We start from the raw sequence: 26,391 nt of genomic DNA on the forward strand, positions 1-26,391 counted from the left end.
TTTCGAGATCAATCCGCTTTTTATTTTATTTCTTTGCAGGTATATTTTTCAAAACCTCAAGCAAGAAATCCCACCACTTAGCAACCGATGGTATATTAATCTGTTCAGCCGGCGAATGTGCATCCGTTATAGTCGGGCCACATGATATCATATCCAGATGAGGATATTTCTCAAGGAACAACCCACACTCCAGCCCTGCATGAATTGCTTTAATCTCGGGTTCTTTATTATAAAGTTTTTTATACGTTTCTTTTGCAATATTCAGAATCTTAGAATCCGGATTTGGTTTCCATCCTGGATATCCGTCAGAATGTGTTACCTCTGCTTTAGCCTGTGTAAATATTGCATTTACCATATTGGCAGCATTTTCTTTCTGCGATTCGGTAGAACTACGTTGGCTTGTTCCTACAACAATCGTATTGCTGGCTTTCATTTTGATAGAAGCCAGGTTAGTGGATGTCTCTACCAATCCCGGTATATCGAAGCTCATGCCTAATACTCCATGAGGGCAACCATAGATAGCATTCAATAGATTATTTGTCGTATTCTTATCGATGAGTGATGTAGGGGTGTCGGTCGATTCAACTGTTATTCTAAAATTCGGATCCACAGCCTTCAGTTCAGCTTCTATTTGTGGAGCGAGAATATTCAGGTCGATAATAATGTTCTCTTTCTTATTGTAGGGAACACCTGCTATCGCATAAGCTTCGCGCGCAATGGCATTATGAAGATTTCCTCCGCCAATCTCTGCAAGAAGAAGATCGTATTTTCTGTTCAAATCCCAAAGGTAGCGATTGAGTATCTTGTTAGCGTTGCCTAATCCTTTGTGTATCTCGGCGCCGGAATGTCCTCCGTTGAGCCCTTTTACTTGTACCTTGAACCAGAAGAAATTAACAGGAGTCGATTCCGATTTATATGTGAAAGTCGCTATCGTTCCTTTCCCTCCGGCACAACCGATATAAATCTGCCCCTCTTCTTCTGTATCCAGATTAATGAGAATATCTCCGGTAAGAAAGTCTTTGCCTAAAGCATAAGCACCTGTCAATCCGGTTTCTTCGTCTACCGTAAACAGGCATTCTAGTTTACCGTGTTCTATATCATCCGATGCTAAAATCGTTAAAGCTGCTGCTACACCCATGCCGTTATCTGCACCTAAAGTCGTTCCTTTAGCTTTCAGCCAGTCACCGTCTATATAGGTTTCGATGGGGTCTTTGTCGAAATCATGTACAGTATCGGTATTCTTTTCGCATACCATATCCACGTGTCCTTGCAGAATTACGATCGGTAGGTTTTCTTTTCCTTTTGTTGCTTCTTTGGTGATAAGGACATTGCCTGTATCATCTTTTTTTACACTTAAGTTATGTTTTTTTGCAAAGTCAAGTAAATAAGTAATTATTTTTTCTTCTTTCTTTGATGGACGGGGTATTTGAGTGATTTCATGGAAATAATTCCAGATAGAAGCGGGCTTTAAATCTTTTATGTTCATCTTTTTTATATTTGATAATACTTTTTCACAATCTTAATAACATATAAAAATATACAGATAAAGGATAAAAAGCAATATTTTTACAACTTTTAAAGGTTTATTTGTAGCGTACTTTTAACATTATGATATATCTTTGCCGGGTCGTTCTAAAATAAAACTTGTATATTTAGAGCCTAGGAGTAAGATTAACTAATTTTTTATAGATAAATAATGAAGAATATTTCTTATGTGATTAATGGTGTTTTGGCTGTTGCTATTATCATTTTATTTGTACTGTTCTTTACTAACAAGGGTAATTCAAATGAAGAAGATAAAACTCCTTTGGCTTTCGAGCCGGGAGACTCTACTGTAACATTGCCTATAGCATACGTAAACGTAGACTCATTACTTGCTAACTACGAATTTGCAAAAGTGTCGGGAGAGCGATTGATGAACAAATTTAAAAGTTCGAATAACACAGTAGCTCAAAAACAACGACAGTTGGAAACTGAAGCTACCGATTTCCAACGTAAGGTTCAGAGTAATGCATTCCTAAGTCAGGAGCGTGCTCAAGCAGAATCGCAACGTATCCAAAAATTAAATGCAGACTTGCAACAAATGGCTCAACGCTTAGAAAATGAGTTAGCGCAAGAAGAGCAAAAAATTAATGAGCAGTTAGCTGATTCGGTACGTGTTTGTTTAGTAGAATATAACAAAAAAGCAAATTATCAGATTATTTTCAGTAATAAAGGTTTGGATAATATTCTTACTGCAAAAGACAAATACGATATAACTCAAGATATATTGAAGTTATTGAACAGCCGCTATAAAGCAGAAGCAGCTAAATAAAAAGCATAAGAGAAATAGTATAGATAGGGTGGTCCGATGGGATCACCCTATTTTTTTTGTTTTTTTCTCGATTGTAGATTATGAAATTTGAAGTGGAAATGTATCTATAGTTTTAGAAATACATTTTTAAACAAACATAATACTTAACTATCATGAAAAAAATGATCACCTTCTTACTTGTCGTCATGGCTTTTGTTGAGCTGAGCTATGCCCAAAAGGGTATTAGAGTAAGACCTATGCCTGTAATAGATGTTTTTGCATTAAGGCCGAACGAATCTCCTGTTCGCATTTCGGAAGTAAAGGTAGATGTCAAGGTTGTCGGAACTATGGCTGTGACTACTGTTGATATGGTATTTTACAATCCGAATAATCGCATTCTGGAAGGAGAACTACAGTTCCCTTTGGGCGACGGGCAATCTGTTTCGCGCTTTGCTTTAGATATTAATGGGAAGTTACGCGAAGGTGTAGTTGTAGATAAGGCTAAGGGGCAGGAAGCTTTCGAATCGGTGATCCGTCAGAAAATAGACCCGGGATTACTCGAAAAAACACAGGGGAACAATTTTCGTACTCGTGTATATCCATTACCTGCAAAAGGGACACGTAGAGTTGTAATTGCTTACGAGCAAGAGTTGATCGAAAATAATGGTAGCTTTTGCTTTCATTTGCCTGTGGAGTATGGTAATGTGTTAGATCGCTTCGACTTGAATCTTACAGCTTTTGCAACAAACAGTCAACCTGTGATAGATGAAACTCCTTGGGGCAAATTTTCGTTCGATAGAGCAGGGGATGCTTATGTCGCTTCTTATAGTAGTATAAATTATGATGCTAAGGGTCAGCTTGTTTTTTCTATTCCTAGCAAGAATAATCAGACCCAGTTTGTTGAGCAAGGAAAATTGAGTGGTGATTTTTATTTTTATACGAATGTTAAGCCGGAAATCAAACAAAAAAATCGCGAAAAAATAAATATTCCTGCCACGATTGCATTATATTGGGATGCATCTGCATCTATGGAAAATAGGGATTTAAATAAAGAATTTCAATTTTTGGATAAATATTTCGAGGGAGCAAATGATAAAATAGTATTCTTATATTCTTTCAATCTTAATGTGATAAAGTCTCAAACGTATATCATTAAAGAAGGGAACTGGTCTGAGCTCAGAAAAGTATTGGAAAATATAAAATATGATGGAGCCACCCAATATGGTACTTTGAATCTGAAAAACTCTAATAGGTCGATGCCTAGACCATCAGCATCGTCTACACAATCGATGAAAAGACTAAAATCGTGGAATGAACCTGATGAAATATTGTTCTTTTCGGATGGATTGACAAATTTCGGCGAATCGGAGCCTGAATTAGGGGGCATCCCAGTGAATACAATAACTTCTCTATTGTCAGCGGATCATGCTATATTGAAATATATGGCATCAGCTACGGGTGGTAAGTTCATAAATCTTATGCAAGAAACGGTGGACGAAGCAGTGTCGAGAATGCATACACAAGAGCTTCAATTCCTTTATGCTGATTATGATAAAGGTGAGATTTCTGACATAACGCCTTCTGTGCCACAAACTGTAAATTTATCAAGTATTTTTTCTCTGGCTGGTAAGCTTAAAACCAAATCGGCGACTATTACGTTACACTTTGGAGTAGAAGATGAAATATTATATTCTAAAACAATAACGATGAGTAAATCTGATGCTGGTGATTACAATAATATTGTGGAGCGTGTCTGGGCAGAAAAAAGAATTGCAGAATTAGATATTCGTTATGATAAAAATAAGCGAGAAATAGAAACCTTGGGCAAACAGTTCAATATTGTAACCCGTAATACTTCTCTTATCGTTTTGGATAGGGTAGAAGATTACGTGCAATATGAAATAACTCCTCCTGAAGAACTGCTCGCTGAGTATACAAAACAAATCAACTATATAAAAAAGAATAAAAGTAATTATGTACAAGAGCACATAGAATCTGTAGCGCAGATGTTTGATGCCCGTAAAGCTTGGTGGAATAAGTCATTTCCTAAAACGTGTTCGAAGCAATCTCAAAATAGGAAAGGTTCTGAACCTCACTTTGTACCACCTGTTATTTATGAGGATAATATGGTTATGTCAGATATGGATATAGCGAGTTCAGATGAAGAAGACATGGTACTTAGAGAAGAAATTAATATTAGTAGAATGGCGGTGTCTAGTATGTCTGGTAGTTCTATATCAGGTGTTGCTATCGAAAGTTTATCAGAAAATAAGGTGATGGATAGAGAGATAAAATTGAAGCCTTCTACTTCAATACAACAAGTAAAACAAGCGAAGATTGAATTGAAAGTCTGGAGTCCGGATACACCATATATGAAAATTCTAAAAGCTAAATCAGATGCTGAACTTTATCGGGTTTATCTGGACATAAAAGAAGGTTATAAAACTACACCATCTTTCTACCTTGATGTGGCGGCTCTATTCGAAGAGAGGGGATTAAAGCAAGAGGCTCTGATTGTATTATCCAATCTGGCTGAACTAGAGGTTGAGAATTATCGTTTACTTCGTGTTTTGGCTAATAGACTAAATCAACTTGGTCACACTGATTATGCAATTGCATTTTTTGATAAGATTTTAGAACTCCGCCCAAATGAAGCACAGTCATATCGTGATTTAGGACAAGCCTATGCAGCCAATGGTGATTACCAAAAGGCAGTAGATATAATGTGCAAATTGGTACAACGTTCTTGGGATGGTCGCTTCCCGGGCATCGAAGTTATCGCTGTCGAAGAGATAAATAAGGTGATCATAGAGGCAAAAAATAAGAAAGTGAAATTAGACTTGTCAGCAATAGATAGTCGTTTAATTTATGAGATGCCTGTGGATATTCGTATTGTTCTCAATTGGGATACCGACAACAGTGATATGGATCTCTGGGTAACAGATCCTTGTGGTGAGCAGTGCTTTTATGATAATCCAAACACACGAGTTGGAGGCTATATCTCCAGTGACTTCACGGGAGGGTATGGTCCCGAGGAATTCATGATAAAAGAGGCCATACCGGGTAAGTATAAAATTCAGGCGCATTATTTTGGTTCAAGAGAACAAACGCTGGTTGGCCCGACAACGGTTTATCTGGATATTTATACCTATTACTCTACAGGAAGAGAGAAAAAGGAAACGATAACATTACGATTGACTCAAGATGAGGCTACTGTAGATATTGGCGAAATTATTTTTGATGGGAGATAAGTAAGCTGTTTTTTAGAAAGGATAGGCGGAAAGTAGAAAAAACTTCCGCCTATTTTTGTTTGTTTCTGTATAGTATTTATCTTTGTTCAAATTATAGATGATATGAATAAATACGGACTTATTGGTTATCCGTTAAAACATTCTTTTTCCCAACGCTTTTTTACAGAAAAGTTTGCTAAAGAAAATATTGAAGCAGCGTATTTGAATTTCGAAATACCACAGTTGCTTTTATTTCCCGATATTATAAAATCTCATCCTGACCTAAAAGGACTGAATGTGACCATTCCTTACAAGGAGGATGTTATGCAATTTCTTGATGAATTAGACATTGAGGCCGAAGCTATAGGTGCTGTAAATGTTATTAAGTTCGATAGGAGCAAGGGCGGTGTGAAATTAATTGGCTATAATTCTGATATAATCGGTTTTCAAAACTCGATATTTCCTTTGATTAAACCAGCTATTCATAGAAAAGCATTAGTATTAGGTACTGGGGGGGCTTCTAAAGCTGTAGTGCGTGCCTTGCAAAATCTAAATATACAACCAGTATATGTTTCACGTACTAAAAAAGAAGGTGCGTTCATATATCAAGATCTGAGTGAAAAAATACTGACTGAGTATACTGTAATAATTAATGCTTCGCCATTAGGCACATTTCCTAATGTGAATGAGGCTCCTGATATTCCTTATCAATATATATCAACAAATCATCTGGTATATGATTTAGTGTATAATCCCGAAGAAACTAAATTCTTAAAATTAGCTAAAGAAAATGGGGCTATAATCAAAAACGGAGCTGAGATGTTAGAATTACAGGCACTTGCTGCATGGGAAATATGGAATAGATAAGACGAAAATAAATTAAACACGAAATACCATTATGGAAATAATAAATCTATCAGAACAAAATACCATTCTTAATCGCTTTGTGAGCGAGTTGCGGGATGTAAACATTCAGGGCGACAGCCTCCGTTTCAGACGGAATGTAGAGCGTATCGGCGAAATCATGGCATACGAAATAAGTAAAAAGCTGTCTTATACTCAAATAGAAACACAAACACCATTGGGTGTATCTACGACCAATGTCCCTACAGACCAGATTGTAATTGGTACAATATTGAGAGCAGGTCTCGTATATCATAGTGGATTCTTGAATTGTTTCGACAAAGCTGAAAATGCTTTTGTTTCGGCATACCGTAAATACAGAGAAAATCATCAAAGTTTTCATGTACATATAGAATATATTGCTTCTCCTAAGATTGAGGGAAAGGTGTTGATTCTTACCGATCCTATGCTGGCAACGGGTGGCAGTATGGATTTATCATATCAGGCATTGTTGACAAAAGGTCAACCTAAGCACATTCATGTGGCTACTATTATAGCAAGCCAGCAGGCAATCGACTACTGTAAACAAACTTTCCCGGATGCTAAAACGACTATCTGGGCTGCGGCAATCGATCCGGAGTTGAATGACTTGGCTTATATTGTCCCAGGATTGGGTGATGCCGGCGATTTGGCGTATGGTGAAAAAGAATAATACTTGTCTCTGAATAAATCATAATAAAAAGAGTCGGATGAAATTTCAGCCGACTCTTTTTATTATGATTACCTAAGCAATTACTTATTTCTAGTGGAAAACAGCCAAGCTGTTTCATATTTCGGATTTTCTTTACGGAAATTCTCTAAGAAACTTTCAGCCGTTTTTTTATCATCAAAACTTTTAGCAGATATTCTGTATCTATCCGCAGACTGGATTATTTTTGCATGGGGAAAGTCTGAATTCTGTATTTTTTTCAGAAGGCTGTTAGCTCTTGCAGTATTATCCTCTCCGCCAATAATAATGTGATATTTACGAGATGGTACTGTTTTTTCTGCATGAATATCTTCTTCCTCTAAATTAGCCTTATTCGTTGTTGAAACAAGACTCGCTGTCGATTCAGTTTTAGAGGCTTGAATGTTAGCTGACGAACGAAATGATTTTGTTAGCGACTGAACAAAACTAGCTTCTTGCTTATTTGTATTACTACTATCGATTATGCTTGTGGATGGGGCAATAAATAATAGTACTGTAGCTGCGATAGCAGCAGTGGTACCTAACGCATGCTTTAATCTCGATGCATTTTTTCTTTTACCTTCCGAATTATAAATACCCGCCAGAGGGTAAAGTTCTGTATGTGTTAAACCCCAAAGCTGAGGATGAATAATTACAGGATTCGTTATGAAGATAATATTATTATAATCGTCTAATTCTAGCCGTCCTACTTTACCACACTCAAAAATCCTTTCGGTTAAGAGAGTTTTTCTAATAGTAAATACTTCCTCTTTTACTTTTTTTGTTGCTATATTATATGATATGCACTCATTTCTATGTATATGCGAGATGAGTATGCCGTCATCATGACCTAGTTCTTTGTTGAAACTTATGGTATAAGTGGGAGGGAGGATCTTATTATTAGTGTATTTTGCAGGCTCTATATTTGTAATAAAGCCGCCAAAATCGGGTATAATTACACAATTATGCCTTGGAAGTAGAAAGTTTATATATTTAAATATTATAGATTCCATTATACAAAGATAATGCAATAGTTGAAAATCAAAAGTCTATTTTAATATAAAATTATCTTACGTAATCCTTGGTTTAAGCTAAAAGTTATCTAACTTTGTAGCGCTAAAATAACTAGTGGTTTTTGATCATAAATAATGTTTGAATTATTTTTTCGCTGGTTAGTATGATATATTACTATATAAATGAGAGGCAATTGCCTAAAACAAACCTATTAGTCGATATGCACATAATAAAAAAAATATGAAGTTTGTATTGAAAAAGTTTTATTGGATACTCTTTGTATCTATGTTGTTAACTTCTTGTAATTCGTATAAAACAATCCCTTATCTTACAGAGGCAGAGTTAATCTCTTCTGAAGAATTTGCTAAAGTAGCGAAGAATTATGAAGCTATAATTATGCCAAATGATATTCTGAGTATCACCGTAAATACTCCGACTAATGCGGCTTCAATGGACTTTAATTTGCCCCTTGTTCCTCAGGAAGCGAATGACCTAGTGCAGTCTAGGGTTTCTTCCGCTACGGGTGGATATGGCAGTCTTCAAAACTATATTGTAGATAAAGACGGCTGTATTGATTTCCCTGTTTTAGGCAGATTGAAAATCGGTGGACTTACAAAGCTAGAAGCGCAACAAAAAATATATTCTATGATTTACCCTCAGTATATAAAAGAAAAACCAATTGTGAATATCCGATTTTTAAATTACAAGGTTGCTGTGTTTGGAGAAGTTGCAAGGCCTGGTGTTTATTCTTTTACAAATGAACAAGTTACTATCTTGGAAGCTTTAGCCACAGCTGGTGATTTGACTATTTATGGAAGGCGAGACAATGTAATGCTGATAAGAGAGGATGCAAATGGATTTCGTAGTGTGAAACGGATTGATCTTCAGAATAAGGATGTTCTTTTGGAAAATGACATATACTATCTTCAACAAAATGATAAATTGTATATTGAGCCAAATAAAGCCCGAGCAAGAAATTCTCAAATTGGTTCAGTTGAAACCTTGACTGCTACAGCATTGATCTCAGGGTTGTCACTAATAATTACAATTGTCTCAGTTTTATCACGATAAGCTTTTTAATAAATATGCGTAAACAAAATATGGCTGGAAATGATCAAGAATCTCAGTCTGAAGCCAAAGATGAAATTAATTTGAGAGTATTAGTATTTAAGTACTTACAATATTGGAGGTGGTTTTTAATTTCAGTTATTCTGTCTTGTATTGTTGGGGTGCTTTTTTATTGTATTTCTGACCAAAGATACGAAGTCTCAGTATCAATTTTGCTTAAGGAGGACAAGCCTGGGGCAACTGGTTCAGGAAGAGGTGCATTGGGAGGGCTAGAGAGCCTGGGATTATTGAGTACAACTAGCAATATTGACAATGAAATTGCTATATTGTCTTCCCCTAATTTAATGCGACAAGTTGTCTATTCATTAGAACTTTATACTTCTTATTTTGAAGATGGCTTTTTTAGAAATAATGAGGTGTATACAGATTGTCCATATTATGTTTCGATAGATAGTGTTAGCCCTAAAAATATAAAGGGGCGTGTAGAGATTACATTGAAAAAAGTGGCTCAAGGAGTAGAAGTAGAAGGGAAATATATTTACAAAAAAAACAAAATAAATATAGAAAGTTCAGTCATACAGCTACCAGGTTATGTTGATTTACCATCGGGTTTGGGACGTCTTTCAATTTTTTTTAGACAGGGCGTTTCCGAAGAAAAGCTTAGTGATAGATATCATGTTCACATAAAGAACCCCCAAAAAGAAGCTTACGCTTTAACTGAAGCCTTGTCTATAAGTTCAACGACAAAAAGATCTTCAGTTTTATCTCTTGATATAAACTCATTGAATGCCAATAAGGGAGCTAGTATTTTGAAGGAAATGGTTAAAACTTATAACACTAATAATATTGATGATAATAATGAAGTTGCTTTAAATACATCATTATTTGTAGATGAACGATTGAAAGGGATATCTGCAGAACTAAGTAATATTGAAGATGATGTTGTTGATTATAAAGAAAAACAATCAATAACGGATTTAGGGGCAGAAGCTCGTCTATACGTTGAGAATGCATCCTCTTTGAATCAAAAACAAAATGAACTTGGAACTCAATTGAAGACAGTGGAGTTGGTAGAAGATTTCATTCTTCAAGATAAAAATAACTATAAACTGATACCGAATCTAGGTATTTCCGATCCAGGGTTAGTTGGTGTTATCTCGAATTACAATTCTTTATTGTTATCATATCATAAGTTAGAACGTAGTGTAAGCGAAGATAACCCGTCTTTCAATAGAGCATTGGATGATTTAACGAATACACGATCTAGTATCTTAGCAGCATTGTCTAATATTAAGAAGTCTTTGAATATCTCAATACAGGAGGCAGAGAAGCAGTCAGCAAAAATTGCAACTCGAGTAAACTCAGTACCATCACAAGAGCGAGGTTTACTTGAGATAATGAGGCAACAACAGATAAAACAATCTCTTTATCTTTATTTAATGAAAGTCAAAGAAGAGACAAATGTATCTATGGCATCATACTCAGATAAAGCCAAGATTATCATTGATCCCATAATTCCAGAGCAACCAGTATCACCTAAAAGGAGTCTTATCTTTTTCTGTTTCTTCTTAATTGGTATTTTTATACCAGTCATTATTATTTATATGAGAGACAAAATGCAAGTAAATATTGCAGATCGTCAGGAATTAGAGCGACTATCAGAAGTATCAGTTATTGGCGAGATAATGGCAAAAGGCTCGAAAGAAGATATTTTAGTTATTAAGGCTAATAGGACGAGCCCAATAATTGAGTTATTTAGGACATTACGAAATAATATGCAATTTATATTAGGATCATCGGAGAGGAAAGTGATGTTAGTAACATCAACTATTCCTGGTGAGGGCAAAACCTTTATAAGCATAAATCTAGCTGCCTCATTTGCATTGCTTGATAAAAAGGTTTTACTCATAGGCTTGGATATTAGGAATCCTAAGTTGTCCGAGGATATGACATTTCGTAAAGGATTAGGAGTTACATCTTATCTGTCTGGGGCTACAGCCGATTGGAAGTCATTGTTAGTATCAATGGATGGTTTCCCAACTTTAGATATTCTTCAAGCAGGTGTTATTCCTCCTAATCCTAATGAATTATTAATGAAACCAGCAATGAAACAGCTATTTGATGAGGCTAAAAAGCATTATGATTTAATTATAATAGATTCAGCTCCTATTGGTGTTGTTTCAGATACTTTCTTAATGGCACCCTACGCTGATACAACTGTTTATGTTACGCGAGAGAATGTGACACCTAAGCAAGCTGTCAGTTTTATAAATGAAATTTATCGTGATAAAAAACTGCCTAATATTTATTTAGTTATGAATGGCGTTGAGTTGGCAAAAAATAAAGGTCGTTATGGTTATGGATATACCTATGGTTATGGAGTAAATATAGAAGAATGAGACTTTTTAGGAGAGTATGCAAATAGCAACAAAAGTAGCTTTTAATACAGGTATCCTCTATGGGAAGATGTTATTGACTGTAGGGATTTCCTTATATGCTACACGTCTTGTCTTGAATTCCTTAGGTGCGGCTGATTATGGAATATACACTTTAGTTGCAGGAGTTATAGCCATGTTATCTTTTTTAAATACAGCTATGGCTACCTCGACGCAAAGGTATCTGTCTTTTAATCAGGGGGTTGGCGATTTGAAAATGCAAAAAATAGTTTTCGCCAATAGTCTTTTGTTACATATTTTAATAGCTTTTTTTGTTGTTATTATTTTAGAAATTATAGGTCTTTTTCTTTTCGATGGCTTTTTGAATATCCCAATTGAGAGGATATCTACAGCAAGGAAAATATATCATTTCATGTCTGCAACTGTTTTTTTTACAATGATTTCACCTCCATTTATAGCATCATTAAATGCTCATGAAAACATGCTTTGGATAGCCATTATAAATATTGTAGAGGTTCTTTTAAAATTGGGAATAGCTTTAGCTCTCTTTAGATATGAAGGTGATAAATTGTTTTTCTATGGTACATCGATAGCAGTTACGAGTATTATTTGTTTGATTTTATATGCACTATATTGCATTAAAAGATATGAAGAATGTTCATTATTATTATGGACATCTTTTAGCGCTGCTATGATGAGGAAATTAACATCTTTTGCCGGATGGAATCTTTTTGGTGCCTTGTGCGGTATAGCTCGAACACAAGGTTTAGCTGTCGTATTGAATCTATTTTTAGGCACTGTAATTAATGCTGCTTATGGTATTGCAAATCAAGTAGCAGGACAGATGAATTTTTTCTCGGCAGCACTCCTTCAAGCGTTAAATCCTCAAATAATGAAAAGTGAAGGTTTAGGTAATCGAAATAGAATGCTTCGATTCTCTATGATGGCCAGTAAATTTGGCTTTTTTTTGATGGCTCTTGTAACAATACCATCTATATTTGAGATGTCTACAATATTGAAACTGTGGCTGAAAGATGTACCTGATAATACTGTTGTTTTTTGTAATCTGATGCTTATCGGTATAATGGTAAATCAATTAACGATAGGCTTACAGTCAGCAATACAAGCTATAGGTAAAATTGAAATGTATCAAGTTGTTGTTGGGTCTATAATCTTATTAAATCTGCCAGTCGCTTATTTTTTGCTAAAATTTAAATTTCCTTCGTACTCTATCCTTGTAGCATTTATCTTTCTCGAATTACTAGCTTGCTCTTTCCGTTTGTATTTTTTGAAGAGATTGGGAGGATTATCTGTTAAGGAATATGTAAATCGGGTTTTTTTTAGAGAAATATTACCAGTTATTTTTTCTGTGGCCTTTTGTATTATAAGTTTGAATATATTTGATTTTTCTTTTAGATTTGCGTTTACTATGTTGGGATCTATGATAATATTTTCTATCAGTATTTATATTTTTGGATTAGAGAGAGATGAAAGACAATATATTGATAAATTTATAGGTAAGACTGTAAATAAAATGTTTAAAAATAATAATTAATGAAACAAATTATAAAGGGGATATTACCAAAAATTATTTCTGATCGAATAACCTTATTTTTAGCATATAAACATGATTTTGAAAGGTTCTATAAATATTCGGCAACCCAAAAAATGGATAATCGAATAAAACTACTAGGAAAAATAATAAAAGATTATCATGTTATAGAGAAAGGTTTAACAATGCCTACTCCTAGGCTTGGATTTGGACAGGATAAAGTTGTAATTTTAATAGCTAACTGTTTGTTATATTTGTCAAAATATGATAATGATGAAGCTCAGTTAAAGCATGCCATATCTGTCCTTTTAGAATATAAAGAAATACATGATAAAGATAATCATCAATTAAAGACGGCAACTCTTAAATCTATAAATCAAATCGTTCTATTCTCTAAGCAGATGAATATTACTCAAACAAAGCAGAAAAAAGTAACGAAAGAGGAGTATTTTCAGTCTATAGGTAATCCTTTTCTAGAGTTTTCGAACTCTAGAAAAAGTATTCGGAATTATTCTTCAATGCCATTGTCCGTAGAAAAATTGTTAAATGTAATAGAATTAACAAGAAATACTCCATCAGCTTGTAATAGGCAGGCATATAGAGTGTATATTTATACTAAAAAGGAACAAATAGAAAAGATATTTACAATTCAAAACGGGAACAGAGGCTTTGGCCATTTAGCGGATAAACTGATTGTTATCACTGCTGAACTTGGCGTATTTGCAGATCCTATGGAAAGAAATCAGGCTTATATAGATGGTGGAATTTATTCTATGAATTTATTGTACTCTCTACATTTTCATCGTATAGGAGCTTGTATTCTTAATTGCAGTAATACACCAAGGACAGATAGGGAGCTTCAAGAAGTATGTGAAACCAAGAAATCAGAAGTTTTTATTTCTATGGTAGCTTGTGGGTATCCTCCTAATGAATTCTCTTATGCTTTATCTGAAAGATTACTTCTTAACAATATATGCACTGTTAAATAATTGAAAAAGATAGGCGCAAATTTTTGATGGCATTCTATTAATGAAATTATAATGAAAATAGGAATATTAACACTACCCATATCAACTAATTATGGAGGAATACTTCAGGCTTATGCATTGCAAATGGTCTTGAAAAAAATGGGTCATGACACTTGGTTAATTAATCGAAGACGTACTCCAATATCCTCTCGCTATTATATTATAGAGAAAAGTAAGCAATGCATTAAAAAGTGTTTATTCGGTAGCGGTTGGCCTGTTTTATCAGAGAAAGAGCGAATTTTGCAAGAACAAATGACAAGCCAATATACTCGCCCTTTTATTGAAAAAAATATTCAACCTCAAACGATAGTATATGATACATCAGATAAATTAAGGATGGTAACTGATTATAAATTTGATGCTTATGTAGTTGGTAGCGATCAGGTTTGGCGTCCAGAATACACATCTTGTATTTATGATTTTTTTTTGGGTTTCTTGAGAGAAACAGAATCAGCTAAAAGAATATCATATGCAGCTTCTTTTGGCTTGGAAACATGGGCTTTTACGCCAAAGCAAACGAAAAAATGCAAATGTTTATCAAAACTATTTACAGCAATATCAGTAAGAGAGGCTGCTGCTGTTAGCATGTGTGAAAAATATTTTGGAGTAAATGCTGTTCATGTTTTGGATCCAACCATGCTCCTGTCGGATAAAGATTATCTTCAGTTGCTTAGTTGTATCGAAACTAAATCAGATAGCGGAGGGTTATTATCTTATATTTTGGATAGAACAGAGTTGAAAAATAGCGTTGTAGAAAAAATTTCAAATACTTTTGGCTACCAATCATTCGAAGTGAATTCTAGAACAGAGGATGTTTATGCTACACTAGAGGATCGGATTGCTCCTCCTGTAGAGAACTGGATAAGAGGTTTTTTTAATGCAAAATATGTTATTACGGACTCTTTTCACGCCTGTGTATTTGCTATTTTATTTAATAAGCCTTTTATTGTATATGGAAATAGAGATAGGGGTATGGTGCGTTTTACCTCCTTATTATCTAAGTTCAACTTGGAGGATCGATTAATCACTTCATTAGGTGAGTTGACTGAAGACAAGATAACTCGGCATATAGAATGGAGTGAGGTAAATGATATTTTGAATAAAGAGCGCGCTTTTTCACTATCTTTTTTATCTCAATCTTTGACTAATTAAATTATATTCCTCCCATTTTATATTAAAAATATTTTATACATATATGAAAATAGTAGTATTTAAGGGTGGTCTTGGAAACCAGATTTTTGAGTATGCTTTCTGTCAATATCTGAAAACTTTGATTAATGAGAAAATATATGTATATTATGTTCCAGAGAAAAAAGCGATTCAGAGGCGGTTTGAAATTATGGACTTTTTTGATGCAAAAATCAATAAGGCTCATTTAATTATAAAATTAGTATATTGGTTAATTAAAGTCATAAAGTATATGTATAAGGATTCAGATCTTATCTCAACAGACGATAGTTATAATATAAATTCAATCTGTTTTGATGGCTGGTGGCAAGATAAGAAATATTATGAGAATATAAATTCTTGGATACAATTTAAAAACTTGCCATTGAATGATAAAAATATTGAAACTATGAATGCTATTAAAAATACAGAATCAGTATCTATTCACATACGGCGAGGAGATTATTTATTCTCCCAGTTCGCTGATATATACACTAATATATGTACTCCTGATTATTATAGGAATGCAATATCTATGGTTAAACAAAAGTATAAGAATCCGCATTTTTTTGTTTTCTCTGATGATATGGATTGGGTTAAAGAAAATTTCGAGTTAGAAAATGCTACCTATATTTCATGGAATGTAGGTATAGATAGCCATTGGGATATGTATTTGATGAGCTATTGTAAAGTAAATATAATTGCAAACAGTAGTTTTAGTTACTGGGGCGCTTATTTAAATAAATCAAATGAATTAACTGTTTATCCCCAAAAATGGTATAATTCAGGCTATGAGCCCCCATCAATCTTTCCTGAAAAATGGTATGGGATTTGATTTTAGATTTTTTTTTAATTTGAACTACTCCTTGTTCTTATTTTACTAATTCTGTATAATTATTATGTGGAAAAATAATAGTATATCTTTAATTTTTATAGTTCTTATTTGTACTAGTTTCTGGGGGTTATTTGGTCATAGCAAAATTATATTGACTATTCCATTTTTTTATTTTATAGCAGATTCGTTTCTGAAGAAGAGTTATTTTAAATGGAATTTGTTAATTGTTTTCTTATTTTTGCTGATTAGTACGTATTCCGCTTACATAAATAGAGGACAGAGTTTTTATGACTCAATAAGATGTGCTGAGTTTGGGAATGTATTTTACATTGCAATGTATTTTTATTTACTCTATATGTGCTTTTCTATTGAGAAAGTTGAACGTTCAATTTTTATACTAGCAACCCTTTTTTCTATATGCTATGTTTTTCAATACATGGTATATCCTAGAGAGATATTTGTCTTCTTGAATTCTAATGAGGATGAGCATCGATTTCGTTTAGTGGGGCAGGCTGTTGCATCTTTAGGCTATTTTTTCTCGATAAATAAATACCTTGTAGATAAAAATAAAAAATATATTCCGCTGATAATACTTTGTTTTATAGTTATTGTTATGCTAGGTTTTCGTACTATGTTAATTGCCTCTATATTTGTTACATTTATACTTGTAGTTCGCATATACGGTTTTTCAAGAAAAATAATTGTCCCGTTTCTAGCTATGATACTAATTTTAGTTGTGGTAGTTCAAATTCCATTTATTCAGGATGTTATAGCTCGGATGTTTGAAAGACAACAGACAGACTCTTTTGAGGATAGTGATTATATACGCATCCTTCAACTTGATTACTATATGAATAATCATTTCAAGAATATTTGGGAGTTCATCTTTGGCTCAGGTATTCCGTATCCATCTTCGGATTATGGTTATTATATGTATTCATTTCACCAAAGAGATCAATATGGTTACATAACAGGGACATCTATTACTGGTTGGTTCGATTGGGGACTAATAGGTTTGAGTTGGGTTGCAGGTATCCCAACAGTTTTAGCAATGATTGCTTATGCTATACGGGCATATTTCTTAAAAGTATTTTCCCAGTACTATTATATTGGATGTTGGTTCCTATATCTTTTGCTGGTATCACCTTTAACCATCGAATTTTTTAGAGAAGGAGCATTTGTATTTCATGGAATAGCCTTGTATATTGTAGAAAAAGCTCATCTAGAATATAAAAGGGATTCGATTCTAAGTCGAAAAAACGGTTGAAGCAGATAAAAGAGAAAAATATGGTTCAATATAAAATATCAGTTATTATTCCCGTCTATAATGTTGAGACTTTATTGTCTGAATGTGTGAATAGTGTTTTATCTCAGAGTCTTAGAGATTTTGAGTTAATCTTAGTAAATGATGGTAGCACTGATCGATCTGGAGATATTTGTGATAGCTATTTGTTGATAGATTCTCGTATCAGAGTATTTCATAAAGTTAACGGGGGGGTAAGTTCTGCTCGGAATTTAGGATTGGATAATAGTCGAGGGGAGTATATTTGCTTTATTGACTCCGATGATTGGGTTTTCCCTGACTATTTGTTAGAATTGTATAATGATGCTTGTCGTGTTGGAAAACTGAATCTGGTATTCCATAACTACGAAATAGCCGTTCCAGGATATACGTATTCTGAATACCAAGGGGATATGTGTGTGTGCGTGTCCGAGGGACAAAATATGATCAATTATTTTATTGAGAATAAATTGATGAAATTATCTGGTCCAATATCGAAACTTTTCAATAAAAAAGTTATTGATGAAAATAAGATTCGTTTTCCTCAAAATGTTCATATGGGTGAAGATGCTATTTTTATAATCTATTACCTATGCAATGTTGATACATTAATATTTTCCAGGAAATGTAATTATTTGGTTTATAGAAGAGAGAATTCATTAGGGCAAACGTATAATAATTTTGAATCTGAATGGTTAGGCTATTTGCTATGGAGAGATGCATTTGTTTCTTTTTTAGAAAAGTATAGCACTTCCTTATTCGATACCAATCAAATATTGTGGGAAAATATAGAGAGTGCTTTTATGAGAAGTGTTCAGTGTGTTTTTAGAGCTCATCCTAAAATATCACTTCGAGAACAAGTTAATTGTTTGATGAAAATATGGCCTGAAGATTGGACTATGATGGAGCAATTCTATAGACCTGTAATGCTGCGTAGAAAATTTAATAAATATCTATTAAATAAAAGATATTTTACTCTATATTGTGTAATAGGAAATATTTTTGATTACTTTGCCAGAAAGTAATGCCTTCTGCTTTTATATTCTTTTTAAATTAAATATTAATGATAGCATGAGTGTACCTGAGATTTCAGTTATAATGCCTGTTTATAATGGAGAGTCTTTTGTCGAGAAGGCTATAAGTAGTATTTTGAATCAAAGTTATACTAATTTTGAACTAATTATCATCAACGATGGCAGTACGGACTCTAGTGAGCAGATCATTTTATCATTTAAAGATACTCGTATTGTTTATCTGAAAAATGAAGTGAATTTGAAGCTAATAAAATCTTTAAACAAGGGAATTGTTTTTGCAAAAGGTCGATATATTGCCCGAATGGATGCTGATGATATTTCTTTGCCAGATAGATTCGAAAAGCAGATCGAGGTATTCAAAACCTATACAGGGATTGGCATTGTTAATATACAATCTTATCTATTATCGGAAGATGGAAGTCTGTACCGTAAACTGGGAAGTGCTATTACAATAAATTTTGAGGCAATCAAAAACACCATTGTTTTTCAAAATATGATTGTACATCCAGGGGTTATGGTTGATGCTGAGTTAATGAAAAGGTACAAATATAAAGATGATGAATCTGTCGAACACATAGAGGATTTCGATCTGTGGAATCGGATGTTGGCAGATGGGCACATCTGCTTTACAATAAATGAACATTTACTATATTATCGGGATAATAATCAAAGTATAAATCATATTCACAGAAAACTTCAACTGGAGCGGATGTACTATTTAGTTGACAATCTACTTCACCGAAATCATGGGTTTAAGATTGACGAAAATGTGTTAATGTTTATATTAGGTAAATTAGACATAGGCAGTTATAAGTATTTAGATAAAGCGAATGATTTTTTACAATCTTATTGCCTTAAAATTAAGACGGGGGGGGTAATGTCAGAAGATGGCTATAAGGATATGGTATTTTGGAAAAGGAATCTTATATTTGTATCTGCGATTAGAGCTCTGTCTTTTGTCGGAATATTAAATAAAGTTGGCATATTTTTCTTCTTGTTATCTAAATTAGGATGGATGAGAGATAAAAAATGGAGAAACAGACTTAAAGAGATGGCTATTGTTTTTAGGCATAGTTTCATCTAAATTGAATATTTAATTTGCATATATGATAAATACGAAAAGTTGTTTCATCCTGTTTTGTTTTAGGTTAAGTGCTTTTTTCTCACATAATATACTTTTAAGAATAATTGGGTTTCCCATAAGAATTTTTTATAAGCTGATAGTTCAGTGGGTTTTAGGAGTGGATTTGCCAGATGGGACAAAAGTGGGTAAGAATTTTGTTATCTACCATGGGCAAGGTTTTGTAGTGAATTCTAAAACTATAATAGGGGATAATGTTATTGCTAGACATAACACTACAATTGGTAATTCCAAACCAGGAGGAGGATGTCCAATAATAGGGAACAATGTAGAAATAGGAGCAAATGTAGTTATAGTAGGTCCCATTAAAATAGGTAATAACTCTATCGTGGGAGCAGGTTCAGTTGTTGTTCATGATGTGCCTCCATATTCTGTTGTTGTAGGGAATCCTGCAGTTGTAGTAAAAATAAACAAAATATGAATATTTTAATTACAGCTCCAAGTCTTGATGTTTCGAAAAATGTTAGTGGTATAGCTGCTGTTGTTACTACTATTCTTAGTAATAATAAGGATCATTCTTATTATCACTATCTATTGGGACGTCCAGATATAGTTAATGATTTTTTTTGGCTATTTCGATTATTAAATCAATTAGTACTTTTTCCATTCGCTTTAAAGAAGAATAAAATTGATTTAGTACACCAGAATTTACCACTTAATGCGAAAGGTATAAGTCGTGAATATATAATTAATTTATGGTGTAGAGTGGCGAAAATACCAGTTTTTCTTCATGTACACGGAGGGGCTTTCTTAACAGAAGGTACTGTCAATATATTTTATAGAAGAATTATCAAATCTCTATTTAAACATAGTGATAAAGTAATTGTTCTAAGTGATTTAGAAAAAGAATCTCTTGATCGGTTATATGATTATAACTCAGCTGTTGTGCTTTGTAATAGTATTGATTCAAAAGTCTATAAAGCGAGTGAAAGATATATTACAGACCAAGTACCGATTATATTATATTTGGGTCGGATACATAGAAGTAAGGGTGTTGAGGATATCGTAAATGCTTTTCGACATTTGAAGGGGAAAATCAGATTTAAATTTTACCTTTGTGGAACTGGTCCATTAAAGCAATATTTTATAGACTCATGTAAAGAAATACTCCAAGCAGATTTTGAGTATTATGGGGTCGTTTCAGGGAAAATGAAAGTTGATTTGATTAAGGAAGCACATGTGTTCTTATTACCCTCTCGTTATGGAGAAGGTTTACCAATGGCTCTTTTGGAAACTATGGCAGCAGGAGTTGTACCTATTGTTACGGATGACGCTTCTATGAAATATGTTATTCAGCATGAAATTAACGGAATTATTGTAAGAAAAGAAAGTCCTTTAGATATATCAGAAAAAATAAATCAGCTTTTCTCTGATGATTCTCTTTACCAGTCAATTTCGGAGAAAGCATCAGAAACTGTAACTAATTATTATGATATATCTGCCTATATAATTCGTTTAAATATATTATATGCTTCTATCTTTGAAGTCAAAGTAAACTAATTGGATTATTATGTTAGAAATAAAAAAGGTAAGTTTGCTTAGTTCGCTAGATGATATATTAACCTCTGATCAAGCTAATATACAAATTAATACGATTAATGCGCATTCCTATAATGTTGCGCGGAAAGATACTTCTTTTGCAGAGGTTTTACTTCATTCAGATTTTTTGCTACCAGATGGCCAGAGCGTTGTTTGGGCGAAAAATATTCTATGTAAAGAAAAATTGTCTCGAATTGCAGGAGATGATTTATTCAGATGGGAAATGGAGAGACTCAATAATATATCAGGTAAATGTTTTTTTCTAGGCAGTTCCTTAGAGATACTTACAAGAATAAAGGAAAAAGCTTCTATCGAATATCCTAATGTTCAGTTAAAGTTTTATTCTCCCCCTTTTAAACCGCTTTTTTCAGTGGAGGATAACAGCAGAATGATTGAGGAAATTAATCAATTCCAGCCGGATGTCCTTTTTGTGGGGATGACCGCTCCTAAACAAGAAAAATGGGTGTACGAGCATAAAAGTAAATTATTCGTCAGCCATATTTGTTCAGTAGGGGCAGTGTTTGATTTTTATATAGGGAATATTGACCGAGCTCCGAAGTGGATGCAGGAAAAAGGACTGGAATGGTTGTTTAGATTGTTTAAGGAGCCTCGTAGAATGTGGCGGAGATATATTATTGGGAATACAAAATTCATATATTATATATTTGTAGAGAAATTTAGTTAATGCTACTAATCTATGGCCGAATCCCTTACTATCCCAACTACTTTCTCCAAGGAGGAAAAATACAAAACTCTCTTACCGCAGTTTAAGGCTTTAATAGGAGGAGAGACAGACGTTATTGCCAATTTTGCCAATATATCTGCTGCTTTAAAACAGGCATTCTATTTTTTTTGGGTTGGATTCTATATCGTAAAAAGAGACGAGCTTGTTCTAGGTCCGTTCCAAGGGACTATTGCATGTACCCGGATTAAATATGGTAAAGGTGTTTGTGGTACGGCGTGGAAAGAAAAACGAGTTGTTATTGTACCTGATGTAAACGAATTTCCTGGACACATCGCATGTGATGCATTGTCTCAGTCCGAAATTGTTATTCCTCTTTTCTATAAAGACGAGGTTATTGCTGTATTGGATGTTGATAGTGAATTACTCGATCACTTCGATCAGATAGATGCTACTTACCTCCAACAAGTAGTTAACTTGTTAGAGGCGAGTTTATCCGAAGCTTAATTCCTTTCTTTTATTTTATTTTTACTTGAATGGGAATAATATTGGAAGCATAAGTATCATTACTATACCCATTACAACCTGTAAAGGTAATCCTACTTTTATATAATCCATAAATGTATATCTACCAGCGCTCATAACCAGTGCGTTCGGTGGTGTTGAGAATGGCGATGCGAAGCACATGCTTGCTGCAACAGCTACTGCAAATAAAAATGGATATGGGCTCACATCCATTCCGATAGCTGCCTGCATTGCAATTGGTGTAAATAATACTGCAGTTGCAGTGTTGCTTATAAACATAGTTAGGAGTGATGTACAGAAGTATATCCCCGCTAGTAGTGCGTAGGGCCCCATGTCTCCTAGTTGATCAATCAAGCCGTTTGAAATCAGTGTGTCGACTCCTGTGTTTTTAAAAGCGGTAGCCATTGGCAACATAGCTCCAATGAGAACAATGCTTTCCCAGTTGATACTGCCGTATGCCTCTTCTACATTCCGTAGGCAGCCTGTTATTACCATGAAAACAGCGGCAAGAAGTATCGCCACGACTGATGGTACTATGTCGAAGACCATGGCCACAACCATTAATGCCATAATAATAGCAGCGATAGGAGCTTTCTGATTGAGAGTTACTTTAGCAGCTTCTTGTAACGGTTGACCCACAAGTACCAGGTCATTTTGGCGATCGCCTAGATTTGCAATGTCAGCCCATGTGCCTTGTATTAGTAGAGCATCACCCGAATGGAGTTTTGCACCCTTTATATCATACATCTGATATTCTTTCTGGCGTTGTATGCCAAGTACATTTACATTATATTCCTCTCTGAAACGAATCTCAGAAATTGTACGATTTATCAGTTTAGAATTGGGCATTATAAATATTTCGGCAATACCTGACTCTTGAAAATCAGAGAATGCTTCTTTATTCTGTTTTCGCTCAAAGTCAAGATTGTTTTCAGATGCAAATCGCTCCAAGCTGGATGCCTCTCCTTGACAGTACAGTATGTCGTCTTTTTGTATAATCGAGTTTGGCCCTGCAATTTCCTCGATGTATTTTTTTCTTAGTTTCGATGAGCCTACTTTTCTTATTATTTTACTTATACTAATATCATAATGTGTAGCAATCTTTAGTTCGGCTAAGCTCTTGTTGAGCAGCGGCGAATTGTTATTAACCTCTACTTTATATGATTGTTGTAGCAGATTGTATTCGCTAGTCAGTTCCTTTAATGATTTGCCCTGATTCTTTTTCGTTTTTGAATCATCATTCTTAGATATAAGTAATTTGCTAAGAAAGAAAAGTACGACAAGTCCTACTGATAGGGCAATAAAGCCGATCGGGGCGAAAGAGAAAAAGCCTAAAGGCTCAAATCCGGCATTAATTATTGCATCTTGTATAACCAGATTGGGAGGTGTACTAATCAATGTAAACATACCCATGCTACTTGCGAAAGCCAAGGGCATTAAATATCGGCGAGGGCTGATGTTGGCACTATTAGCTAGACTCACAATGATAGGCATCATCACAGCCACAGTACCGGTATTACTTACAAAAGCTCCAATACCTGCTGTTACAATCATAACCAGTACAAATAACAAATTCTCGTTACCACCTGCAAGCTGTAGTATTTTACTACTTATCATTTTTGCCAAACCCGTCCTGAATATCCCTGCGCCTACGACAAATAGGCCGATCATCATTATAACCACAGGATTTGAGAATCCGGCTAATGCTTCAGATGGTTGTAATATGCCGAATAAAATAAGGGCAAGTAACGAGCATAATGCTACAAGATCGGAGCGGACTTTGCCTCGCATGAAAAAGAATGAAGCGATAGCAAGAATAGTCAGTGTTATATTGATAGGCGTTAAAAGCGATAGTAGTGACATATCTAATTATATTGTGATGTTATTAATTTGCGGTACAAAGATAACGATTACAGGTATAAACTGTAATCATTTTTATTTAACATTAACAACATAAAAGTCTCAAAATTGTTTTGAAGTAATGTCTTAAAGTTATTGTTGATTGTTCTTAGTGAAAATGTATTTGAAATACATGCCTTTGTCTACTTTGGCAAGCCTTTTGCATTAAATGATATGCCAATATTGACAGAAAATATCAATTGTCTGTCATGTGTGTTCTATTTGGTTGATAACAAGAATGATATTAGATATGAAAGAAGAAAATAACGATTTTAATCAAGAAAAAGAGGAAGAATTAGCTGCTGATAATATGACAATAAATCAGTCGGAAGAGGTTTCTGATGAAAATATTAATGACAATGTGACTGATTGGGAAGCTAAGTATAATCAATTAAATGATTCTTACCTGCGTCTTAATGCTGAATTCGATAATTACAGAAAACGTACATTGAAAGAGAAAGCCGAGCTAATAAAATCGGGTAGCGAACGTGTGCTGTTGGATGTAATAAGTGTTGTCGATGATTTTGACCGCGCATTGGAAAACGTATCCAAGACGGAAGATGTAGATGCTGTAAAAGAAGGAATAGATCTTATTTATGCAAAGTTTCTGAATTTCTTAACAAAGCATGGTGTAAAGGAAGTAGATGCGATCGGACACCCTTTCGATACGGATAAGCATGAAGCGATAACCACTATCCCTGCTCAGGAGGAAGAAGATAAAGATAAGATTGTAGACTGTGTACAGAAAGGATATACACTTGATGATAAGGTGATTCGTTATCCAAAAGTAATTGTAGCAAAATAAACAATAGAAAAAGCTAATGGCAACGAAAAGAGATTACTACGAAATACTGGAAGTAACTAAAACTGCATCCTCAGAAGAAATAAAAAAAGCATACAGGAAAAAGGCTATCCAATTTCATCCTGATAAAAATCCTGATAATAAGGAAGCCGAAGAAAAGTTTAAAGAAGCTGCTGAAGCTTATGAGATATTGAGCGACGAGCAAAAGCGTGCGAAGTATGATCGTTACGGTCATTCTGCACCCGGAGGCTTTGGCGGACACGATGGCGGTTTTTCTATGGATGATATATTCTCTCAATTCGGAGATATATTCGGTGGACATTTTGGTGGAGGCTTCGGTGGTTTTGGCGGACAGCGAGGACCTCGTGCAAACAGAGGTTCGGATTTGCGTGTAAAAGTGAAGCTGACCCTAAAGGAGATTGCATCGGGAGTAGAGAAAAAAATTAAAGTAAAGAAATACGTTTCTTGTTCTTATTGTAGTGGTACAGGTGCAGATAATGGCACAGCATACGAGACATGTTCTACCTGTAAAGGTTCGGGTGTTGTTACCCGTATAATGAATACGATGTTGGGGCAAATGCAGACACAAAGCACATGTCCTAGCTGTAATGGAGAGGGTAAGAATATAACAAAGAAATGTGTTCATTGCTCTGGCGAAGGTATTGTGCGCGAAGACGAAGTGATCACAATAAATATACCGGCAGGTGTTGCTGAAGGTATGCAATTGTCGATGAGTGGTAAGGGAAATGCTGCACGTCATGGAGGTGTTAACGGAGACTTGTTGATTCTGGTGGAAGAAGAGCCGCATGCAGAACTTTTCAGAGATGAAAACGATGTTGTTTATAATCTTCTGTTGACTGTTTCTACGGCTGCTTTAGGTGGTACTGTAGTAGTTCCTACTATCGACGGAAAAGTAAAAGTTACTATTGAGCCGGGTACACAACCGGGAAAAGTACTTCGATTGAAAAATAAAGGATTGCCAAGTATCAATAGATATGGTACTGGTGATTTATTGATCAATATAAGTGTTTATATCCCAGAGAATCTAAGCGATAGTGAGAAGGATACACTTACAGGGTTAGAGAATTCTCCGAATTTTCAACCGAGTAAGTCTGTAAAAGATAAAATATTCAGTCATTTCAGAAAGATGTTCGACTGATCAAAATATAATAGTGAAAAAGCAATCTAATTTTAGATTGCTTTTTTTATGCGCTATCATTTACATATATGCTGTCTTCCTCGAACTAATTATGTTGGCTTTAACAATTATAAGGTCTGCAATATAACTGAATGATTTTCTATCTTTCAATTTAAATTTTATCTTTGGTATTATA

The 26,391-nt window shown here is 34.4% G+C and carries 22 protein-coding genes; 19 read left to right on the forward strand and 3 right to left on the reverse strand.

The features are described 5' to 3' along the window. Window positions 1–25: 25 nt before the first annotated feature. The gene (locus G7Y56_RS00915) at window positions 26–1,486 is read right to left on the reverse strand and encodes an aminoacyl-histidine dipeptidase (RefSeq protein WP_165040310.1); all 1,461 of its coding nucleotides are present in this window, start codon (window positions 1,484–1,486) and stop codon (window positions 26–28) included. A 210-nt stretch (window positions 1,487–1,696) separates the two neighbouring features. Between G7Y56_RS00915 and G7Y56_RS00920 the strand changes: the two genes are divergently transcribed. The 4 genes from G7Y56_RS00920 (at window position 1,697) to upp (ending at window position 7,078) form a co-directional block, all read left to right on the forward strand. Continuing rightward, complete coding sequence (locus tag G7Y56_RS00920) at window positions 1,697–2,314, forward strand: OmpH family outer membrane protein (protein ID WP_165020446.1); 618 nt, start codon at window positions 1,697–1,699, stop codon at window positions 2,312–2,314. 152 nt (window positions 2,315–2,466) lie between these two features. Beyond that, window positions 2,467–5,544 carry a VIT domain-containing protein gene (locus tag G7Y56_RS00925; protein WP_165040312.1) on the forward strand — a complete coding sequence of 1,026 codons (3,078 nt, stop codon included), beginning with the start codon at window positions 2,467–2,469 and terminating at the stop codon, window positions 5,542–5,544. Between the two features lie 102 nt (window positions 5,545–5,646). After that, window positions 5,647–6,390, forward strand: a complete 744-nt coding sequence (locus tag G7Y56_RS00930) for a shikimate dehydrogenase (protein ID WP_165040315.1) — start codon at window positions 5,647–5,649, stop codon at window positions 6,388–6,390. A gap of 31 nt (window positions 6,391–6,421) precedes the next feature. Further along, entirely contained in the window at window positions 6,422–7,078 is a 657-nt protein-coding gene (gene upp / locus G7Y56_RS00935) for a uracil phosphoribosyltransferase (RefSeq protein WP_165020449.1), read from the forward strand. Between the two features lie 80 nt (window positions 7,079–7,158). On the opposite strand, the gene G7Y56_RS00940 is transcribed toward upp, so the two are convergent. Next, on the reverse strand, window positions 7,159–8,106 hold the full coding sequence (locus G7Y56_RS00940; RefSeq protein WP_165040317.1) for an SPOR domain-containing protein: 948 nt from the start codon (window positions 8,104–8,106) through the stop codon (window positions 7,159–7,161). 241 nt (window positions 8,107–8,347) lie between these two features. Between G7Y56_RS00940 and G7Y56_RS00945 the strand changes: the two genes are divergently transcribed. From G7Y56_RS00945 to G7Y56_RS01005, 13 genes are all read left to right on the forward strand, one after another. Then, entirely contained in the window at window positions 8,348–9,178 is an 831-nt protein-coding gene (locus G7Y56_RS00945; RefSeq protein WP_165040319.1) for a polysaccharide biosynthesis/export family protein, read from the forward strand. Window positions 9,179–9,192: 14 nt separating this feature from the next. Next, window positions 9,193–11,574 (forward strand): polysaccharide biosynthesis tyrosine autokinase, encoded by a 2,382-nt coding sequence (locus tag G7Y56_RS00950; RefSeq protein WP_165040321.1) that lies wholly within the window; start codon window positions 9,193–9,195, stop codon window positions 11,572–11,574. Window positions 11,575–11,590: 16 nt separating this feature from the next. Then, entirely contained in the window at window positions 11,591–13,126 is a 1,536-nt protein-coding gene (locus tag G7Y56_RS00955) for a hypothetical protein (RefSeq protein WP_165040323.1), read from the forward strand. Next, window positions 13,126–14,112, forward strand: a complete 987-nt coding sequence (locus tag G7Y56_RS00960) for a nitroreductase family protein (protein WP_165040326.1) — start codon at window positions 13,126–13,128, stop codon at window positions 14,110–14,112. The genes G7Y56_RS00955 and G7Y56_RS00960 overlap by 1 nt, the downstream gene beginning before the upstream one ends. 51 nt (window positions 14,113–14,163) lie before the next feature. Then, window positions 14,164–15,303: a polysaccharide pyruvyl transferase family protein gene (locus tag G7Y56_RS00965; RefSeq protein WP_165040328.1), complete on the forward strand. Its 1,140-nt coding sequence runs from the start codon at window positions 14,164–14,166 to the stop codon at window positions 15,301–15,303. A 43-nt stretch (window positions 15,304–15,346) separates the two neighbouring features. After that, window positions 15,347–16,153, forward strand: a complete 807-nt coding sequence (locus tag G7Y56_RS00970) for an alpha-1,2-fucosyltransferase (RefSeq protein ID WP_165040330.1) — start codon at window positions 15,347–15,349, stop codon at window positions 16,151–16,153. 436 nt (window positions 16,154–16,589) lie between these two features. Continuing rightward, on the forward strand, window positions 16,590–17,420 hold the full coding sequence (locus tag G7Y56_RS00975) for a hypothetical protein (protein ID WP_165040332.1): 831 nt from the start codon (window positions 16,590–16,592) through the stop codon (window positions 17,418–17,420). 20 nt (window positions 17,421–17,440) lie between these two features. Next, window positions 17,441–18,460, forward strand: a complete 1,020-nt coding sequence (locus tag G7Y56_RS00980) for a glycosyltransferase family 2 protein (RefSeq protein WP_165040334.1) — start codon at window positions 17,441–17,443, stop codon at window positions 18,458–18,460. Window positions 18,461–18,506: 46 nt separating this feature from the next. Then, a complete protein-coding gene (locus tag G7Y56_RS00985; RefSeq protein WP_165040336.1) occupies window positions 18,507–19,553 on the forward strand; it encodes a glycosyltransferase family 2 protein in 1,047 nt (348 codons plus the stop codon). Between the two features lie 22 nt (window positions 19,554–19,575). Further along, window positions 19,576–20,031, forward strand: coding sequence for a serine O-acetyltransferase (locus G7Y56_RS00990; protein WP_165040338.1), 456 nt, complete (start codon window positions 19,576–19,578; stop codon window positions 20,029–20,031). Then, window positions 20,028–21,110: a glycosyltransferase family 4 protein gene (locus G7Y56_RS00995; RefSeq protein ID WP_165040340.1), complete on the forward strand. Its 1,083-nt coding sequence runs from the start codon at window positions 20,028–20,030 to the stop codon at window positions 21,108–21,110. Before G7Y56_RS00990 ends, G7Y56_RS00995 begins: the two co-directional genes overlap by 4 nt. Before the next feature lie 10 nt (window positions 21,111–21,120). Then, on the forward strand, window positions 21,121–21,834 hold the full coding sequence (locus G7Y56_RS01000) for a WecB/TagA/CpsF family glycosyltransferase (RefSeq protein ID WP_165040342.1): 714 nt from the start codon (window positions 21,121–21,123) through the stop codon (window positions 21,832–21,834). 12 nt (window positions 21,835–21,846) lie between these two features. Beyond that, window positions 21,847–22,338, forward strand: a complete 492-nt coding sequence (locus tag G7Y56_RS01005; protein ID WP_165040344.1) for a GAF domain-containing protein — start codon at window positions 21,847–21,849, stop codon at window positions 22,336–22,338. Window positions 22,339–22,359: 21 nt separating this feature from the next. Here G7Y56_RS01005 and G7Y56_RS01010 read toward each other — a convergent pair whose 3' ends face one another. After that, complete coding sequence (locus G7Y56_RS01010; protein ID WP_165020866.1) at window positions 22,360–24,192, reverse strand: SLC13 family permease; 1,833 nt, start codon at window positions 24,190–24,192, stop codon at window positions 22,360–22,362. A 313-nt stretch (window positions 24,193–24,505) separates the two neighbouring features. Here G7Y56_RS01010 and G7Y56_RS01015 point away from each other — a divergent pair, with 313 nt between their 5' ends. Both G7Y56_RS01015 and dnaJ read left to right on the forward strand, forming a co-directional pair. Beyond that, on the forward strand, window positions 24,506–25,060 hold the full coding sequence (locus G7Y56_RS01015) for a nucleotide exchange factor GrpE (RefSeq protein WP_165020454.1): 555 nt from the start codon (window positions 24,506–24,508) through the stop codon (window positions 25,058–25,060). A 16-nt stretch (window positions 25,061–25,076) separates the two neighbouring features. Continuing rightward, complete coding sequence (gene dnaJ, locus G7Y56_RS01020) at window positions 25,077–26,216, forward strand: molecular chaperone DnaJ (RefSeq protein WP_165020455.1); 1,140 nt, start codon at window positions 25,077–25,079, stop codon at window positions 26,214–26,216. The last annotated feature ends 175 nt before the right edge of the window (window positions 26,217–26,391 follow it).

This window comes from Dysgonomonas sp. ZJ709 (assembly GCF_011039195.1).
Taxonomy (GTDB): Bacteria; Bacteroidota; Bacteroidia; order Bacteroidales; family Dysgonomonadaceae; genus Dysgonomonas.

Coding starts and splice junctions, on each gene's coding strand:
- G7Y56_RS00940 (WP_165040317.1), bottom strand. CDS start 8,106: ATGGAATCTATAATATTTAAATATATAAACTTTCTACTTCCAAGGCAT.
- G7Y56_RS00950 (WP_165040321.1), top strand. CDS start 9,193: ATGCGTAAACAAAATATGGCTGGAAATGATCAAGAATCTCAGTCTGAA.
- G7Y56_RS01005 (WP_165040344.1), top strand. CDS start 21,847: ATGGCCGAATCCCTTACTATCCCAACTACTTTCTCCAAGGAGGAAAAA.
- G7Y56_RS01015 (WP_165020454.1), top strand. CDS start 24,506: ATGAAAGAAGAAAATAACGATTTTAATCAAGAAAAAGAGGAAGAATTA.
- G7Y56_RS00960 (WP_165040326.1), top strand. CDS start 13,126: ATGAAACAAATTATAAAGGGGATATTACCAAAAATTATTTCTGATCGA.
- G7Y56_RS00995 (WP_165040340.1), top strand. CDS start 20,028: ATGAATATTTTAATTACAGCTCCAAGTCTTGATGTTTCGAAAAATGTT.
- upp (WP_165020449.1), top strand. CDS start 6,422: ATGGAAATAATAAATCTATCAGAACAAAATACCATTCTTAATCGCTTT.
- G7Y56_RS00985 (WP_165040336.1), top strand. CDS start 18,507: ATGAGTGTACCTGAGATTTCAGTTATAATGCCTGTTTATAATGGAGAG.
- dnaJ (WP_165020455.1), top strand. CDS start 25,077: ATGGCAACGAAAAGAGATTACTACGAAATACTGGAAGTAACTAAAACT.
- G7Y56_RS00970 (WP_165040330.1), top strand. CDS start 15,347: ATGAAAATAGTAGTATTTAAGGGTGGTCTTGGAAACCAGATTTTTGAG.
- G7Y56_RS00920 (WP_165020446.1), top strand. CDS start 1,697: ATGAAGAATATTTCTTATGTGATTAATGGTGTTTTGGCTGTTGCTATT.
- G7Y56_RS00990 (WP_165040338.1), top strand. CDS start 19,576: ATGATAAATACGAAAAGTTGTTTCATCCTGTTTTGTTTTAGGTTAAGT.
- G7Y56_RS01000 (WP_165040342.1), top strand. CDS start 21,121: ATGTTAGAAATAAAAAAGGTAAGTTTGCTTAGTTCGCTAGATGATATA.
- G7Y56_RS00925 (WP_165040312.1), top strand. CDS start 2,467: ATGAAAAAAATGATCACCTTCTTACTTGTCGTCATGGCTTTTGTTGAG.
- G7Y56_RS00965 (WP_165040328.1), top strand. CDS start 14,164: ATGAAAATAGGAATATTAACACTACCCATATCAACTAATTATGGAGGA.
- G7Y56_RS00945 (WP_165040319.1), top strand. CDS start 8,348: ATGAAGTTTGTATTGAAAAAGTTTTATTGGATACTCTTTGTATCTATG.
- G7Y56_RS00915 (WP_165040310.1), bottom strand. CDS start 1,486: ATGAACATAAAAGATTTAAAGCCCGCTTCTATCTGGAATTATTTCCAT.
- G7Y56_RS00975 (WP_165040332.1), top strand. CDS start 16,590: ATGGTATATCCTAGAGAGATATTTGTCTTCTTGAATTCTAATGAGGAT.
- G7Y56_RS00955 (WP_165040323.1), top strand. CDS start 11,591: ATGCAAATAGCAACAAAAGTAGCTTTTAATACAGGTATCCTCTATGGG.
- G7Y56_RS00930 (WP_165040315.1), top strand. CDS start 5,647: ATGAATAAATACGGACTTATTGGTTATCCGTTAAAACATTCTTTTTCC.
- G7Y56_RS00980 (WP_165040334.1), top strand. CDS start 17,441: ATGGTTCAATATAAAATATCAGTTATTATTCCCGTCTATAATGTTGAG.